General features: G+C 72.0%; 16 protein-coding genes and 1 tRNA gene. 5 read left to right on the plus strand and 12 right to left on the minus strand.

Features of this window, described 5'->3' with window-relative positions; genetic code table 11:
• Positions 1-35: 35 nt before the first annotated feature.
• Positions 36-1,193 (minus strand): SLC13 family permease, encoded by a 1,158-nt coding sequence (locus EDF20_RS04060; RefSeq protein ID WP_133737764.1) that lies wholly within the window; start codon positions 1,191-1,193, stop codon positions 36-38.
• Positions 1,194-1,341: 148 nt separating this feature from the next.
• On the opposite strand from EDF20_RS04060, the gene EDF20_RS04065 reads away from it, so the two are divergent.
• The gene (locus EDF20_RS04065) at positions 1,342-1,521 is read left to right on the plus strand and encodes a hypothetical protein (protein ID WP_123546487.1); all 180 of its coding nucleotides are present in this window, start codon (positions 1,342-1,344) and stop codon (positions 1,519-1,521) included.
• A 95-nt stretch (positions 1,522-1,616) separates the two neighbouring features.
• Here EDF20_RS04065 and EDF20_RS04070 read toward each other — a convergent pair whose 3' ends face one another.
• Positions 1,617-2,888, minus strand: a complete 1,272-nt coding sequence (locus EDF20_RS04070; protein ID WP_133737765.1) for a mechanosensitive ion channel domain-containing protein — start codon at positions 2,886-2,888, stop codon at positions 1,617-1,619.
• A 61-nt stretch (positions 2,889-2,949) separates the two neighbouring features.
• Between EDF20_RS04070 and EDF20_RS04075 the strand changes: the two genes are divergently transcribed.
• Entirely contained in the window at positions 2,950-3,783 is an 834-nt protein-coding gene (locus tag EDF20_RS04075; protein WP_243833359.1) for an alpha/beta hydrolase, read from the plus strand.
• Between the two features lie 19 nt (positions 3,784-3,802).
• Here EDF20_RS04075 and EDF20_RS04080 read toward each other — a convergent pair whose 3' ends face one another.
• The 4 genes from EDF20_RS04080 to EDF20_RS04095 all read right to left on the minus strand — a co-directional run bounded on the left by EDF20_RS04080 (position 3,803) and on the right by EDF20_RS04095 (position 7,469).
• The gene (locus EDF20_RS04080; protein WP_123546489.1) at positions 3,803-4,039 is read right to left on the minus strand and encodes a hypothetical protein; all 237 of its coding nucleotides are present in this window, start codon (positions 4,037-4,039) and stop codon (positions 3,803-3,805) included.
• 195 nt (positions 4,040-4,234) lie between these two features.
• Complete coding sequence (locus EDF20_RS04085; protein WP_133737767.1) at positions 4,235-5,140, minus strand: glycine betaine ABC transporter substrate-binding protein; 906 nt, start codon at positions 5,138-5,140, stop codon at positions 4,235-4,237.
• Positions 5,141-5,214: 74 nt separating this feature from the next.
• Positions 5,215-6,168, minus strand: a complete 954-nt coding sequence (locus tag EDF20_RS04090; protein ID WP_123546491.1) for an ABC transporter permease subunit — start codon at positions 6,166-6,168, stop codon at positions 5,215-5,217.
• Positions 6,165-7,469, minus strand: a complete 1,305-nt coding sequence (locus EDF20_RS04095) for a glycine betaine/L-proline ABC transporter ATP-binding protein (protein WP_133737768.1) — start codon at positions 7,467-7,469, stop codon at positions 6,165-6,167. Before EDF20_RS04095 ends, EDF20_RS04090 begins: the two co-directional genes overlap by 4 nt.
• A 499-nt stretch (positions 7,470-7,968) precedes the next feature.
• Between EDF20_RS04095 and EDF20_RS04100 the strand changes: the two genes are divergently transcribed.
• Positions 7,969-9,516, plus strand: a complete 1,548-nt coding sequence (locus EDF20_RS04100; protein ID WP_123547280.1) for an amino acid permease — start codon at positions 7,969-7,971, stop codon at positions 9,514-9,516.
• A 24-nt stretch (positions 9,517-9,540) separates the two neighbouring features.
• Here EDF20_RS04100 and EDF20_RS04105 read toward each other — a convergent pair whose 3' ends face one another.
• The 4 genes from EDF20_RS04105 to EDF20_RS04120 form a co-directional block, all read right to left on the minus strand.
• On the minus strand, positions 9,541-10,311 hold the full coding sequence (locus EDF20_RS04105) for an SCO1664 family protein (RefSeq protein WP_123546493.1): 771 nt from the start codon (positions 10,309-10,311) through the stop codon (positions 9,541-9,543).
• Positions 10,308-10,874 carry a DUF3090 domain-containing protein gene (locus tag EDF20_RS04110; RefSeq protein WP_123546494.1) on the minus strand — a complete coding sequence of 189 codons (567 nt, stop codon included), beginning with the start codon at positions 10,872-10,874 and terminating at the stop codon, positions 10,308-10,310. Before EDF20_RS04110 ends, EDF20_RS04105 begins: the two co-directional genes overlap by 4 nt.
• A gap of 45 nt (positions 10,875-10,919) precedes the next feature.
• A complete protein-coding gene (locus EDF20_RS04115; RefSeq protein WP_208292570.1) occupies positions 10,920-11,612 on the minus strand; it encodes an MSMEG_4193 family putative phosphomutase in 693 nt (230 codons plus the stop codon).
• Between the two features lie 310 nt (positions 11,613-11,922).
• Positions 11,923-11,995, minus strand: a tRNA-Lys gene (locus tag EDF20_RS04120).
• A gap of 97 nt (positions 11,996-12,092) precedes the next feature.
• Between EDF20_RS04120 and bcp the strand changes: the two genes are divergently transcribed.
• Positions 12,093-12,563, plus strand: coding sequence for a thioredoxin-dependent thiol peroxidase (gene bcp / locus EDF20_RS04125; RefSeq protein WP_133737769.1), 471 nt, complete (start codon positions 12,093-12,095; stop codon positions 12,561-12,563).
• A 35-nt stretch (positions 12,564-12,598) separates the two neighbouring features.
• Here bcp and EDF20_RS04130 read toward each other — a convergent pair whose 3' ends face one another.
• Entirely contained in the window at positions 12,599-13,057 is a 459-nt protein-coding gene (locus EDF20_RS04130) for a hypothetical protein (protein WP_233568972.1), read from the minus strand.
• A gap of 182 nt (positions 13,058-13,239) precedes the next feature.
• Here EDF20_RS04130 and EDF20_RS04135 point away from each other — a divergent pair, with 182 nt between their 5' ends.
• Positions 13,240-13,488 (plus strand): WhiB family transcriptional regulator, encoded by a 249-nt coding sequence (locus EDF20_RS04135; RefSeq protein ID WP_055796236.1) that lies wholly within the window; start codon positions 13,240-13,242, stop codon positions 13,486-13,488.
• Between the two features lie 101 nt (positions 13,489-13,589).
• On the opposite strand, the gene EDF20_RS04140 is transcribed toward EDF20_RS04135, so the two are convergent.
• On the minus strand, positions 13,590-15,083 hold the full coding sequence (locus EDF20_RS04140) for a PAS domain-containing sensor histidine kinase (protein ID WP_123546497.1): 1,494 nt from the start codon (positions 15,081-15,083) through the stop codon (positions 13,590-13,592).
• Positions 15,084-15,165 lie beyond the last annotated feature (82 nt).

The raw sequence follows: 15,165 nt of genomic DNA on the forward strand, positions 1-15,165 counted from the left end.
GCAGACACCGCGTCCGCGGGCGGAGCCTCGGCGGCCTACGCCCCGACCAGCACCGTGGCGACGACGGCGAGCGGCACGGCGACGACCGCGACCCCGAGCCCGCCGAGCACGACGCCGCGCCACCTCACCTCGACGCCCATCGAGGTCAGCCGCCCGTGCCAGAGCAGCGTCGCGAGCGAGGCCCAGGGCGCCACGAGGCAGCCGACGTTGACGCCGACGAGCACGGCGACGAGCCGCAGCGGCGAGCCGGCGACGGGCTCGAGGGCGAGGTAGGCAGGCAGGTTGTTCGCGACGTTGGCGGCGGCCGCGCTGCCGGCGGCGAGGCGCAGCAGGTCGGGCAGCCCGTCGCCGGAGCCGACGAGCACGGCGAGCGCGTCGGCGAGCCCGAGCGAGTGCGCCGCCTCGACGACGACGAACAGGCCGCTGGCGAAGACGATCGTGCCCCAGGGGACGAGGCCGAGCCGCAGCGTCGACGGCCGCCGCACGGCGGTGACGACGACGAGGACGAGCGCGGCGAAGGCTGCCGGGATCCACACCTCTATCCCGCTGACGAGCGCCGGCACGAGCAGCGCCACGGCGACGGCGGCCACGACGAAGAGCACGCGGTCGCCGGCCTCCTCCCGCGCAGGAGCCTCGAAGCGCCCGCTCAGCTCGCGGCGGTAGCGCAGGCCGACCGCGACGACCGGCACGACGGCGGCGACCACGGCCGCCGGCGCCACGAGCGCAGCGAAGGAGGCGGGCGACGGCGACCCGAGGGCGTCGAGGGCCAGCAGGTTGGTCAGGTTCGACACCGGCAGCAGCATCGAGCCGCAGTTCGCGAGCCACACCGTCGTGAGGGCGAACGGCATCGGCGGCAGCCCGACGCGCCGGGCGACGAGCACCACCACGGGGGTGAGCAGCACGGCCGTCGTGTCGAGCGAGAGGAAGATCGTGCACGCGAGCGCGAGCACGACGACGAAGGCCCAGAGGACGACGACCCGGCCGCGCGCCGCCCGGGCGGCGAACCCGGCCAGCCACGAGAAGAGGCCTGCCTCGGCCGCGAGCTCCGACACGATCGTCAGCGCGACGACGAAGCCCAGCACCGGCGCCACGCGCTCGACGAGCGTGCCCAGCTCGTCGAGCGTGAGCACCCCGGCGAGCAGGGCGACTAGCCCGACGACGAGCAACGCTGCTCCGAGCACGGCAGTGCGCACCAGGTCTCCTCCGGCCGACGAGCCCGGACCGGGCGAGCCGGGCAGCTCACCCTACGACCCCACGCGGTGCACGCACTGCACCGATCCGCCCCGGTGCGCTCCGCGGCCTGACGAGTACGGTGGAGGCACCGATCACCAGGAGAGAACCGTGCGCAAATTCCTTTTCAACGGAGCGATCATCAGCTCGCTCTTCTCGGGCGTCAGCCTGCTCAAGAGCCTCAGCTCCGGCCCCCGCGACTGGCGGCTGCTGCTCACCGCCGTGGCCTGGGCGGCCACAACGGCCATCGCGGTCGGCAACGTGGTCGAGGCCGCGAACGAGAACGACTGACCGTTCCGCCCCCGGCCGGCTGACCTGCCGGCGCAGGCACGAAGGAGGCGCGTCCCCGACCGGGGGCGCGCCTCCTTCGTGCGTCGAGACCGGGCTCAGCGGTCGGGGCGACCCGTCGGTCGGCCGTCGAACGAGCGGTCGACGCGCGGGTCGCGCTCGTCCTCGGCGCCCATCGTCGCGGCGTAGGGCCGCGGCTCGGGGTCGGCGTCGCGCTGGACAGGGATCGCCTGGGTGAAGAGCTGCGTGCGCTCCGACCCGGCATTCTCGCCCGAGAACAGGCCGCCCGACTCGGAGGTCGACCGGGACGGACGGCGCGTCGTCGGCTCGGGCTCTACCTCGACCGTCTGCACGCGGGTGCGCGGCACTGCCTGGGGCGAGACGCGGTGCAGCCACGAGACGAGGTCCTCGCGCACGAGGCAGCGCAGGTCGAAGAGGGTGCCGGCGTCCTTGGCGGTGACGAGCACCCGGACGCGCACCCAGCCGCCGGTCGCGTCGGTCACCTGGAGCACCTTCGTCCGGCGGTCCCAGAGGTCGGTGCGCTCGAGGATGCGGTCGAGCTCGTCGCGCATCGCCCCGGGGTCGACGCGCCAGTCGAGGTCGAGCTCGACGGCGCCGAGCAGCTCGCTGTTGCGGCGGGTCCAGTTCTCGAACGGCGTGGTGGTGAAGTAGGTCGACGGCAGCACGAGACGGCGGTCGTCCCAGATGTGGACGACCACGTACGACAGCGTGATCTCCTCGATCAGGCCCCACTGGCCCTCGACCACCACGACGTCGTCGATGCGGATCGCGTCGCTGAAGGCGAGCTGGATCCCCGCGAACACGTTCGCGAGGGTCGACTGCGCGGCGAGCCCCGCCACGACCGAGACGAGCCCGGCGCTCGCCAGCACGCTGGCGCCGACCGCCTCGACCCCGGGGAAGCCGAGCAGGATCGCGCCCGCCGCGATGACCACCACGACCACCATCGTGAGGCGACGGAGGATCAGCACCTGGGTGCGCACCCGTCGCGCGATCCGGTTGTCGGCGGTGTCGATCCGGTACCGCGCGAGCCCGAGGTCCTCGAAGAACAGGGCCAACGCGCCGACGAACCAGGCCACGACCACGATCACCGCACAGCGGAAGAGCTGGGCGACGACCTCCTCGCCGGCGTACGGCGAGCCCAGCAGGGCCGGCAAGGAGGTGCGGAGGGCGATCGTGAGGAGGACGACCAGCAGCGTCCAGCGGAACGGGCGGCGCATGCGCTCGACGAGCGCCTTCGCCCACTCCTTCTTCTTGGCGACGAGCCCCACGACGAGGCCGACGACCGCCGAGACGACGAAGGTGAGCACGACGGCAGCGGCCACCGAGATGAGCAGTTGGATCCAGGGCATCCGTCCACCCTGTCGCACCGGGAGGACGCCCGGCCGACCTCGGTGCCGTCAGACTGGGACCGTGAGTCGATCCACAGGTTCCCGTCACGGCGACGCCACGCCCTCGTCACCTCCCGGACGCCGGCGCCGCGCGGCCCCCCGCAGCCGCACGCGTCGCGTGCTGAAGGGCGTCGCGCTCGTCCTGTTCGCCGTGGTCGTCCTCGTGGCGACCGGCTTCTTCGTTCGGGCGAAGACGCCGATGTCGGCCACCGCCTCCTCACTGGCCGCCGTCGCGGACGACCCTCGGGTCGACGTCGCCGACCAGCCCGACGTCGTCGTGCTGCGCCCGGCCCGGACCACGGCGCTCGACCAGGGACTCGTCTTCGTCGCAGGCGCCCGCGTCGACCCGCAGGCCTACGAGCAGGTGCTCGCCGGCCTCGTCGCCACGGGCGTCACCGTCGTCGTCGAGCGCCCCGTGCTCGGCTTCGGCATCCTCGACCCGCGTCCGCTCTCGCACTTCACCGACCTCGCGCCCGAGGTCACGAACTGGGCCGTGGGCGGTCACTCCCTCGGCGGGGTGCGGGCCTGCCAGTACGCTGCCGACGACCCGGCGGTCGACGGGCTGGTGCTCTTCGGCTCGTACTGCGCGACGACCGACCTGTCGGGCCGGGACGACCTGCCCGTCCTCAGCCTCGGGGGCGGCCAGGACGGCCTGAGCACGCCGGACGACATCGAGCGCTACCGCGACATGCTGCCCGACGACGCGACGGTCGTCGAGATCCCGGGCCTCGCCCACGCGCAGTTCGGCAGCTACGGTGCCCAGCCGGGCGACGGCGAGCCGTCGATCAGCGACGAGGAGGCGCGGTCACGGATCGACCGCGAGCTCACGTCGTTCTTCGCCGGCGTGGGCGACTGACGGGGCGCGGGAGGCAGCGTCAGACGGAGCGCTTGCGGAGGCGCAGCGCCTCGAGCGCCATGCCGAGCGTGGCGTAGCGGCCGACCTCCTCGGCCCAGGCGGGGTTCGGGCCCTTCAGCGCCACGTGCACGCCGCCCTCGTCCCTGACGTGGCCGAGGACGCGGTCGGGGGTCGAGACCTGGACCAGCCCGCCGGAGACGATCCGGGTGCTGAGCTGCGCGCTACGGCGGAGGGGCTCGACGGCGATCGTGGTCACGGGGTGGTGCCTTTCGTGGGGGACGTGCGTGACCGACGGTACCCGCGCCTCCCCTGTTCTCTCCTGGGGTCCAGCCGTGCGTCCCCGGTGGTCCGCCTGTGCGGACGCCCGGAACCGGGGTACGACGACGCCCCGCCCGGCAGAGCCGGACGGGGCGAGATCGTGCCCGCAGGGCGCGGGACGAGGAGGTTCGGGTCAGCTGGTGAGGCCGTCCACGTAGTCCTGGTTCTCGGCGATCCACTCGTCGACGACCTCGGTGTAGTCGCTGCCGTCGACACCGCTGTTGAACATGGCGTTCTCGAGCGACGAGAGGGTCTCGGTGTCCATCTCGAAGCCCTCGAGCCACTCGGCCAGCTGCGGGAAGTTCGCCGTGAAGCTCTTGCCGCCGAACGAGTGGATGCCCTCGGCGTCGCCGAGCGTGCCCTTCGGGTCGGCGAGGTCCTTGATCGGGAACGCGTCGTACGCCCAGTGCGGGCTCCACAGGGTCACGGCGATGTTCTCGCCGGCCTCGGTGGCGCTCTTCAGCTCGGTGAGCATGGCGGCCGTGGACGAGGTCTGCAGCTCGAGGGCGTCGATGCCGTAGTCGGGGATGGTCGCGTCCTGCACGGCCGTCGTCAGGCCGGCGCCGGGCTCGATGCCGACGATCGAGCCGCCGAAGAGGTCGGCGTTCGCGTTCAGCTCCTCGAGCGAGTCGATCGGGGCGTCGGCGTTGACCGCGACGGCGAGCTTGGCGTCGTCGTTCCACGCGCCGAGGTCGGTCAGGTCGTCGCCGTACTGCTCGACGTAGTCCGCGTGGGTGGTCGGCAGCCAGGTGTCGAGCACGACGTCGTAGTCGTCGGTGGTGAGGCCCGAGTAGACGGGAGCGACGTCGGCCATCTGCAGGTTGACCGTGTAGCCCTCGTCCTCGAGCACCGACTTCCAGAGCCACGACGCGGCGATGCCCTCGTCCCAGCCGTTGAAGACGGCCAGCTCGACGACGCTCTTGTCGCCGTTGTCGAGCGTCTCGGCCGACGACGAGCTGCCGGGAGGCGAGCAGGCGGCGAGGCCGAGGACGGCGGTGGTGCCGAGGGCGACGGAGGCGGCGATGGTGCGCTTCTTCATGGGTGTCCTTCCGGGGACGATCGGTGTGTTCGAGGTGCTGGTGCGGGTGCTGGTGCTGGTGACGGGCTGCGGGCTCACGCGCCGGCCCCGACGGGGACGGGCTGCTCGCTGTCGGCGGTGCGCGCCTCCTGGGTGCTCGGCGACGGGGCGGGAGCGTCATCCCGGCCCGTGCCGCTGCGGAGCGGACGTCGCCGTGCGCGGCGATCGGCACCCAGGGCCGCCGTCATCCGGTCGAGGATGATCGCGAGCACGACGACCGAGATGCCGGCCTCGGCGCCGAGGGCGATGTCGATGCGGTTGAGGCTCGCGACGATGTCGCCGCCGAGCCCGCCCGCGCCGACCATGCCGGCGATGACCACCATCGAGAGCGAGAGCATGATGACCTGGTTGACGCCGGCCATGATGCTCGGCTTCGCGAGCGGCAGCTGGATCTGGCGGAGGATGCGCCACGGCGACGAGCCGAACGCGTGGCCCGCCTCCACCACCTCCTTGTCGACGCCCCGGATGCCGAGCTCGGTCAGACGGACGCCGGGGGCCATCGCGAACACGACGGTCGCGACGATGCCGGGGACGACGCCGATCCGGAACAGCAGCAGGGCGGGGATCAGGTAGACGAACGCCGGCGTCGTCTGCATGAAGTCGAGGACGGGCCGGATGATCTGCGACGCCAGGTTCGACTTGGCCGCGAGCACGCCGAGCGGGATGCTCAGCACGATGGCCACCGCGCCGGCGACGAGCACCAGGGCCAGGGTCGACATCGCGTTCTCCCACTGGCCGAGGGTGCCGATGAACAGCAGCCCGGCCGCCGTGCCGAGGCCGAATTTCCAGCCCTTCGCGACGAAGGCCAGGGCAGCGATCACGACGACGACCGCCCAGAAGGGAGGCGCGCTGAGGAAGTACTCGACCCACTCGTAGAAGAAGGTCACGATCGCGCGGATCACGGAGAAGAAGCCGCCGAGGTGGGTGGTGACCCAGTCGACGACGACGGCGACGGCGTCGCCGAAGGGGATGCGCAGGTACTCGTTCATCGGAGGGCTCCCTCGGTGGTCGCGGTCGGGACGCCGGCAGGCGCCGCGAGGGTCTCGTCGAGCTCGCTCTCGGAGTAGCGGGTCACGGGCTCGAGCACCGGGATCGGCGACGTCGAGGTGTCGACCCCGCCGAGGGCGGCCAGCAGCGTGACGCGCGGGATGACGCCGATCAGGCGGTCGCGGTCGTCGACCACGGCGATGGGCAGGGGGCTCTCGACGGCGAGCTCGAAGAGGTCGACCAGGGCGGCGTCGGGGCCCACCTTCGCGAACTCCGCGTTGACGATCGAGGCGAGGTCGGCGTCGGCGGCCTTGACCTGGCGCATCACGTGGCCGTCGCGCACCCAGCCGAGCAGCTTCCGGTCGCGGCCGAGCACGAACAGCGCCGCGGTCTGCAGGTCGCGGAGGGTGCGGAGCGCGCCGCGCGGGCCGGCGGTCAGCTGGACGACGGCGCGGGCCGGCTCCATCACGCTCGACGCGGTGAGCACCCTGGCGCGGTCGACGTCCTGCACGAACTGGGCGACGTAGTCGTTCGCCGGGTCGGTGAGGATGTCCTCCGGCGTGCCGATCTGGACGATGCGGCCGTCGCGCATGACGGCGATCCGGTCGCCGAGGAACATCGCCTCGTTGAGGTCGTGCGTGATGAAGACGATGGTCTTGCCGAGCGTCGCCTGCAGCTCGAGCAGCTGCTCCTGCATCTCGCGGCGGATCAGCGGGTCGAGGGCGCTGAACGCCTCGTCCATCAGCAGGATGTCGGTCTCGGCGGCGAGGGCGCGGGCCAGACCGACGCGCTGCTGCATGCCACCCGACAGCTCGGAGGGCAGCTTGTCCTCCCAGCTTCCGAGGCCGACGACCTCGGTCATCTCCCTCGCCTTGGCGAGACGGTCGGCCTTGGGGACGCCCTGGACCTCGAGGCCGTAGGCGACGTTGTCGAGCACGGTGCGGTGCGGCAGCAGTGCGAAGTGCTGGAACACCATCGACACGTTCTGACGCCGCACCTCGCGGAGGCGCGCGGCGGGCACGTCGGAGATGGCGGACCCCGACACCTCGACCGAGCCGGAGGTGGGCTCGAGCAGGCCGTTGAGCATCCGGATGAGCGTCGACTTGCCGGAGCCGGACAGGCCCATCACGACGAAGATCTCGCCGGGCTGCACGTCGAAGGAGGCGTCGATGACGGCGGCCGTGCCGAGGGACGCGGCCTCGGCTCGGGTGGCGCCCGCCTCCAGGCGGGTCACGGCGTCCTTGGGGCGGCGGCCGAACACCTTGTACAGGTTCCGGGCTCGCACTGCGGGGGTGGTGGTCACGGGCTCTCCATGCGCACGCCGAGAGGGGCGTCCGGCCGCTCGGGCCGGAGCCGTCGGCGGCGTCCAGGTCGGGCGGACGGGTCGACGGCACGTGCGGGACGGACCGGCTCAAGCGGCGCGTGACCGGCGTCGTGCCTGGTCTGCCTCGCGAACCCGTACCCCGCTGGGCCGGTCACGGGACCGGCGCCGGCGCCACCAGACCGTACGTCGTCGCGGCCCGGTGGTCGTGGGGGCCGGCGGCAGCGCGTCCTGATGATGACGGACCCGGGTGACCGGGTCGACACGACGGTAGCGTGGACGACACGTGACGACCAAGTCGCCGACCCCCTCCCGGGGGACCGTGCGCGTCCCCCGCGACGGCGTGTCGCCCGTGCCTGCGGGGATCTCGATCGAGACCCCATCGTTACAGAGCCTGCACGCACCGGGCCGCGCCTCCTGGTCCCGCGCGCTGCGGCGAGGGAAGGTGCACATCGTGCACCGAGGGGTCTACGGTCGTCCCATGACGAGCCCCTCGAACGAGGGTGGCCGCGCCGCCGCCCCCGACCACGTTCCCCAGGATTTCTCGCACGAGCAGGAGGGGTTCCACCAGGGGCTGAAGCCGCGCCAGCTGCAGATGATCGCCATCGGCGGTGCGATCGGGACAGGACTGTTCCTCGGCGCCGGCGGCCGGCTCGCCTCGGCGGGCCCCGCGCTGGCGATCGTCTTCGCGATCTGCGGCGTCTTCGCCTTCTTCATCCTCCGCGCCCTCGGCGAGCTCGTGCTGCACCGCCCCTCCTCGGGGTCGTTCGTCTCGTACGCCCGCGAGTTCTTCGGCGAGAAGGCCGCGTACGCCGCCGGCTGGATGTACTTCCTGAACTGGGCGATGACCGCCATCGTCGACGTCACCGCCGTCGCCCTCTACCTGCACTACTGGAGCGCCTTCACGTCGGCGCCCGACTGGCTGCTCGCCCTCGTGGCGCTGGCCGTCGTGCTCTCGGTCAACCTGCTGGCCGTCAAGGTGTTCGGCGAGATGGAGTTCTGGTTCGCGATCATCAAGGTCGCGGCGCTCGTGGTGTTCCTCGTCGTGGGCGTCGTGTGGCTCGCGGCGTCGTTCCCCGTGACGAGCGGGGGCGAGTCGATCGACACGGGCTGGTCGGTGATCGCGGCGAGCGGGATCCTGCCGAACGGCCTCCTGCCCGCGGTCATCGTCATCCAGGGCGTCGTGTTCGCCTACGCCGCGATCGAGCTCGTCGGCACCGCCTCCGGCGAGACGCAGCACCCCGAGAAGGTCGTCCCCCGGGCGATCAACACCGTCATCATCCGCATCGCGGTGTTCTACGTCGGCAGCCTGGTGCTGCTGTCGCTGCTGCTGCCGTACACGTCGTACGAGGCCGGCCAGAGCCCGTTCGTCACCTTCTTCGGCAGCATCGGCAGCCCCGAGGTGGGCGAGGTGGCCGGCTCGATCATGAACTTCGTGGTCGTCACCGCCGCGCTCTCGAGCCTGAACGCCGGCCTCTACTCGACCGGCCGCGTGCTGCACTCGATGGGCATGAACGGCTCGGCACCGAAGTTCACGACGAAGATGTCGAAGGGCGGCGTGCCCTTCGGCGGCATCCTGCTCACCGCGAGCATCACCCTGTTGGGCGTCGTGCTGAACGCGGTCGTCGGCGCGAACACCGCGTTCGAGATCGTCCTCAACATCGCCTCGCTCGGCATCCTGACCGCGTGGGGCACGATCATCCTCTGCCAGATGCGACTGCGGCAGTGGGCCAAGCAGGGCAAGGCCGAGGAGCCGTCGTTCCGCCTGCCCGGCGCGCCCGTGACGAGCTACCTCACGCTGGCCTTCCTGCTGGCGGTCGTCGTGCTGATGGCGATCGACTGGCCGATCGGCTCGTTCACCGTCATGTCGCTCGTCGTCATCATCCCGCTGCTGATCCTCGGCTGGCACCTCCAGCGCGACCGCATCCTCGCGGCGGCACGGCTGCGCGAGGGCATGACGGGCCCCTACCCGGTCACTGGTCGCGACGCGTCGTCGCAGCTGCCCCGCGACGACCGCGGACAGGACTAGACCGCGGCGCTCGGGCAGCCGAGGTCAGAAGAGGGGCCAGGGGACGGCGGGCGCTTGGCCCTCGGGCTCGGGGAAGGCGCCCGTCGACCGGAGGCGGGCGCACCGTGCCTGGAGGGCTGCGAGCTCGGCCTCGGTGACCAGCCCGCCGAGGACGGCCCCCAGCTCGCCGCCGAGCTGCCGCTCGACCCGGGCCACGCCGTCGAGCTCGTCGCTCGTCAGGGGCTCGCCGGCCCAGCCCCAGAGGACGGTGCGGAGCTTGTGCTCGACGTGCAGGGTCAGGCCGTGGTCGACTCCGTGTCGTCGGCCGTCCGGCATCGCCAGGACGTGGGCGCCCTTGCGGTCCGCGTTGTTCACGACGACGTCGAAGACGGCCATCCGGCGGAGGGCGGCAGAGTCCTCGTGCACGAGCGCCACCGGCTCGTCGTCCTCGTCGAGGCCCTCGAGCACCGTGCGCCAGCCGTCCTCGGGCACGTCGGCCGAGGGCAGCAGGTCGACGGCGTCCTGCTCGGGATCGACGTCGCACCAGAGCTGCACCATGCCGGGGCCGAGCGGGCCGTCACGGAGCCAGGTGCGCGGGACGACGTCCCAGCCGAGCGCCTCGGACACGTGCCAGGAGGCGACCTCCCGGGAGGCGAGGTCGCCGTCCGGGAAGTCCCACAGGGGTCGCTCGCCCGCGACCGGCTTGTAGACGACGACCACGCCCTCGACCTCGCCGACGAACGTCGCGTTGGAGGCGGTGGTCACCCGGCCCGTGAGCGTCAGCTCCCCCGTCACCAGGTCGGGCCCGGTCGTCACCAGGAGTCGCCGGGGACGGCGCAGACGTGGCCCTCGGGATCCATGGGCGCGCCGCAGAGGGGGCAGAGCGGACGACCGGCGCCCACGACCTCGAGGGTGCGGGCGGCGAAGGCCCTGGCGGTGCCGACGGGGAGCCGCAGGGTCATCATCTCGACGGGCTCGACGGCGTCGTCCGCATCGAGGTCGACGTCGAGGTCGTCGTCGCCGGGATCGGCGAGGGGGTAGGCCTCGACGACGACCTGGGCGGTGGACGGGTCCCAGCCGAGGCTCAGGGCGCCGACGCGGAACTCGGCCTCGACCGGCTGGTCCAGGGGCGCGTGGTCGACGAGCTCGTCGGGCGTCGTCTCGGGCACGCTGGCGGGGTTGCCCTCGACGCGGCGCACCTCGTCGAGGATCTCGTCGATCTTGTGGGCGAGGACGGCGGACTGCTCCTTCTCGAGGGCGACGCTGACGACACGTCGGCCGTCGCGGGCCTGGAGGTAGAAGGTGCGGGCTCCGGGAAGCCCGACGGTGCCGACGACGACGCGGTCGGGCCAGTCGAACCCGTGGACGATGGTGGGCATGACTCCATCCTACGAGCGGTGCGGACGGGTGTCCGGGGCCGGCTCTCAGACGGTGCCCGCGCCTCCCCCGACTGCGGCGTCGGCGCTCGGCGCCGAGCCTCGCAGCCAGCTGAGGTCGCCTCCGTCGGTGTTGGTGGCGAGGACGTCGGTGCGGTGCGCGCCGTAGCGGAGGATCGACACCGAGGCAGGTCCGACCGAGATGCGCTGGAACAGGTCCAGGTGCACGCCGAGCGCATCGGCGAGGACCGACTTGATTACGTCTCCGTGGCTGACCGCGAGCCAGACGGCTCCCGGCCCGTGCTCCTGCTCGACCGCGGCGTCGTGGGCGCGGATCGCGCTCACGGCGCGGTGCTGCATGCCCGACATCGTCTCGCCGCCCGGGAAGGTCACGGCCGAGGGCTGGCGCTGGACCGTCTGCCAGAGGTCCTCGCTCGCCAGCTCCGAGAGGGGCCGGCCCTGCCAGTCCCCGTAGTCGCACTCGGTGATCGCGGCGTCGACCAGCACGCTGAAGGCGGCGTCGGCGGACTGCTGCGCCACGATGGCCTCGGTCGTCTCACGGCACCGCTCGAGCGGCGAGGTCACGACCCGGGCGAAGGGCACCACGGCGAGCCGCGCCCCGGTCGCGGCGGCCTGCTGCCGTCCGACCTCGTCGAGCAGCACCCCGGGAGTGCGCCCCGCGAGCACCCCCGTCGCGTTCGCCGTCGTCCGCCCGTGCCGCACCACCACAACAGTCGCCATCCCGCCACCCTAGGCCCGCCCCGCCCTTCCCTCCCCGGCCCCCGACCCATCTCTCGCCGAAGGCGGCCAGCGAAGCGCCGCCCGACTCACCTGTCGCCGAAGGGGGGCCAGGGAAGCGCCGCCCGACTCACCTGGCGCCGAAGGGGGGCCAGCGAAGCGCCGCCCCGAGCCCCGACGCACCAGCACCTGGCGGCACGAGTCTCGGCACCGCCCGACCCGAGCCGCACGTCGCCGGAGGCGACGAAAGGCATGCAAAAAATCCCCCGCGAAGAAGCGAAGCTTCGAACACGGGGGACCCATTTTTTGTTCGTGCACCCCCTCGGACTTGAACCGAGAACCCACTGATTAAGAGTCAGTTGCTCTGCCAATTGAGCTAGAGGTGCGTGCTGCGCGGCGTGGCGCAACGAGGAATGACTCTAGCATGAGAATCGACCCCCTGAGAACCACCGGCGCCCCTGCGCGCCGCCAGATCGGAGCACCATGTCCACGAAGCTCGAGAAGGGCGCCGCGGCGCCTTCGTTCACCCTCGACGACGAGTCGGGTGCGCCCGTCTCCCTGTCGGACTTCGCGGGTCGCAAGGTGATCGTGTACTTCTACCCGGCGGCGTCGACGCCGGGCTGCACGACGCAGGCGTGCGACTTCCGCGACAACATCAACTCGTTGGCGGGCTCGGGCTACCAGGTGCTGGGCGTGTCGAAGGACGCTCCGGAGGCGCTCCGCCGGTTCAAGGACGAGCAGGGCCTGAACTTCCCCCTGCTGTCCGACCCGGAGCTGACGGTGCACCAGGAGTACGGCGCCTGGGGCGAGAAGAACAACTACGGCCGCGTCGTCACCGGCACGATCCGGTCGACGTTCGTGCTCGACGAGCAGGGCGTGGTGCAGCTCCCGTTGTACAACGTGAAGGCGACGGGCCACGTGGCGTCGCTGCGGAAGAAGCTCGGCCTCGACTGAGCCTCCCCGACGACGCCTCGCCCCGCCGCGCCCCTTCAGTAGGTGCGAGGCGGGGCGTCGTCACGTGCGGAGGTCACGGCGACGACGCTGGGGACGAGCAGCAGCACCACGACGAGCACGGCGGGCACGATGAGCCAGAGCCCCACGGAGGGGTTGGCGAAGGTCCCCTGCAGGCTGCCGACGCCGACGGCGATCTGCAGCACCTGCCACACGATCGCGGCTCCCCGGATCCAGCCTCGGCCCCGGAGCGCGCCGACGACGATGGCGCCGAGCCAGACCGTGGCGATGAGAGTGAGCAGCAGGATCGCCGCGGCGGCCGCGTAGGAGTCCGGCTGCACCGTGAGGATCTCGATCAGGAGGTACGCCGTCGCCACGGCGAGCAGCGCAGCCTCGGCCGCGAGCAGCAGGACGAGCAGCCAGAAGAGGGCGGGACGTGACGGTGTCGCAGAACGACCTGTCCTCTCGGGAGGGGTGTCTCCGGACTGCTCGGTCACGCTCGATCCCTCCTGAGAATCCTTGATCTGGCGGTTCCAGTATGCGACCATATTCGAGGTCGAAGTGACGCGTACGTCGTGGTGCGCGCCTCCCAATGAATCGAAGTCTCTCGGCTTTCTTCCCCCCACCGGAACCCGGCGCTTCGACGTGCCCGGTCCAGCACCCAAAGGAGTACCCATCGATGGATTGGCGTGACAAAGCCGCCTGCCTGACCGCTGACCCGGAGCTGTTCTTCCCGGTCGGCAACACGGGCCCCGCTGTGGACCAGATCGACAAGGCCAAGACCGTCTGCGGTCGCTGCACGGTCACGGAGACCTGCCTGCAGTACGCCCTGGAGACCAGTCAGGACTCCGGCGTCTGGGGCGGGCTCAGCGAGGACGAGCGCCGAGCGCTGAAGCGCCGCGCCGCCCGCGCCCGCCGCGCCAGCTAGGCGACGGCAGGACGACGACGAGGCCGGCTCCCCCACGGGGAGCCGGCCTCGTCGTGTCCGGGCCCGCGAGCCGTCACGCCCAGCGCGTCAGGCCTCAGCCGTCAGGACCGGGTCAGCCACCGGAACGGGATCTCGATGGTGACCTCGGTGCCGTTCCCGACGAGCGTGTGCCAGTCGATGGTGCCGCCGAGCTCGCCCTGGATGAGCGTCCGGACGATCTGCGTGCCCAGTCCGGAGCCGACCTTGCCCTCGGGCAGGCCGACGCCGTCGTCGCGCACCTTCACCGTCAGCTGCTCGTCGTCCCGTTCGGCCGAGATCTCGACGACCCCGTCGCGACCGTCGAGGCCGTGCTCGACGGCGTTGGTCACGAGCTCGGTGAGCGCCAGCGCCAAGGGGGTCGCGTACTCGCTCGGGAGCGCGCCGAAGCTGCCGGTCCTGGTGGGTCGCACGGTGGTGGCGTGGCTCGACGCCACCTCGGTGATCAACATGAGGACCCGGTCGAAGACCGTGTCGAAGTCCACGTTCTGGCTGAGCCCCTCGGACAGGGTGTCGTGCACGACGGCGATGGAGGCCACACGGCGCATGGCCTGGGTCAGGGCCTCGCGGGCCACGTCCGTGTGCGTCCGTCGGGCCTGGATCCGCAGCAGCGACGCGACGGTCTGCAGGTTGTTCTTGACGCGGTGGTGGATCTCGCGGATCGTCGCGTCCTTCGTGATGAGCTCGCGCTCCTGGTGACGCAGCTCGGTGACGTCGCGGCAGAGCACGACGGCGCCCACGCGCTCGCCCTTATCGCGCAGCGGGATGGCACGCAACGAGACCGTCACGCCTCGCGCCTCGATGTCGGTGCGCCACGGCGCCCGCCCCGTGACGACGAGCGGGAGCGACTCGTCGATGACGAGCTTGCCCTGCAGCAGCCCGGTCGTCACCTCGGCCAGCGACTCGCCCTCGAGCTCGCCGGCGAAGCCCATCCGGTTGAACGCCGACAGGCCGTTCGGGCTCGCGAAGGTGACCATGCCGTCGACGTCGAGGCGGAGCAGGCCGTCGGAGGCGCGGGGGGCGCCCCGTCGAGGGCCGGTCGGGGCCCCGAGATCGGGGAAGTCCCCCGCGGCGATCATCGCGAACAGGTCGTTGCTGCACTGGTTGAAGGTGAGCTCCTGACGGCTCGGCGTACGCGCCTCGCTCAGGTTCGTGTGTCGCGTGATCACCGCGATGGGCGCCTCCGTCACGTCGGGACGGCTCGCGCCGAGGCGACGGAGGACGGGCACGGCCCGGACGCGGGTGGGGGTCTCCTCGTACCAGTCGGGCGCCGCCGAGTCGACGATGCGCGTCGTCTCGAAGGCCTGCTGGATCTGGGAGCGCCACTCGGGGCGCACCTCCTGGCCGACGAAGTCGCGGTAGAAGAGCGTGGCCGAGCTCGAGGGCCGCGCGTGCGCGACGGCGACGTAGCTGTCGGTGTCCGTGGGGACCCACAGCACCATGTCGGCGAAGGCGAGGTCGGCGAGGAGCTGCCAGTCGCCGACCAGCAGGTGCAGCCACTCGACGTCGGCCTCGCTGGAGCGGCCCTGGGCGAGAACGAGATCACTGAGCGTCGACACCCGCCCAGTCTAGGTCGACCTCCGCCGACCGTCGGCCGTCGGCCGTCGGCCGTGGGCCGCGCGCCCGTCCCGCGTCCACGAC

It is taken from the genome of Frigoribacterium sp. PhB116, from assembly GCF_004364285.1.
Classification (GTDB): Bacteria; Actinomycetota; Actinomycetes; order Actinomycetales; family Microbacteriaceae; genus Frigoribacterium.

What these genes read in the sequence shown, in the direction of transcription:
- EDF20_RS04115 (WP_208292570.1), bottom strand. Translation starts at nt 11,612, where the DNA reads ATGGCGACTGTTGTGGTGGTGCGGCACGGGCGGACGACGGCGAACGCG.
- bcp (WP_133737769.1), top strand. Translation starts at nt 12,093, where the DNA reads ATGTCCACGAAGCTCGAGAAGGGCGCCGCGGCGCCTTCGTTCACCCTC.
- EDF20_RS04135 (WP_055796236.1), top strand. Translation starts at nt 13,240, where the DNA reads ATGGATTGGCGTGACAAAGCCGCCTGCCTGACCGCTGACCCGGAGCTG.
- EDF20_RS04085 (WP_133737767.1), bottom strand. Translation starts at nt 5,140, where the DNA reads ATGAAGAAGCGCACCATCGCCGCCTCCGTCGCCCTCGGCACCACCGCC.
- EDF20_RS04090 (WP_123546491.1), bottom strand. Translation starts at nt 6,168, where the DNA reads ATGAACGAGTACCTGCGCATCCCCTTCGGCGACGCCGTCGCCGTCGTC.
- EDF20_RS04110 (WP_123546494.1), bottom strand. Translation starts at nt 10,874, where the DNA reads ATGCCCACCATCGTCCACGGGTTCGACTGGCCCGACCGCGTCGTCGTC.
- EDF20_RS04100 (WP_123547280.1), top strand. Translation starts at nt 7,969, where the DNA reads ATGACGAGCCCCTCGAACGAGGGTGGCCGCGCCGCCGCCCCCGACCAC.
- EDF20_RS04070 (WP_133737765.1), bottom strand. Translation starts at nt 2,888, where the DNA reads ATGCCCTGGATCCAACTGCTCATCTCGGTGGCCGCTGCCGTCGTGCTC.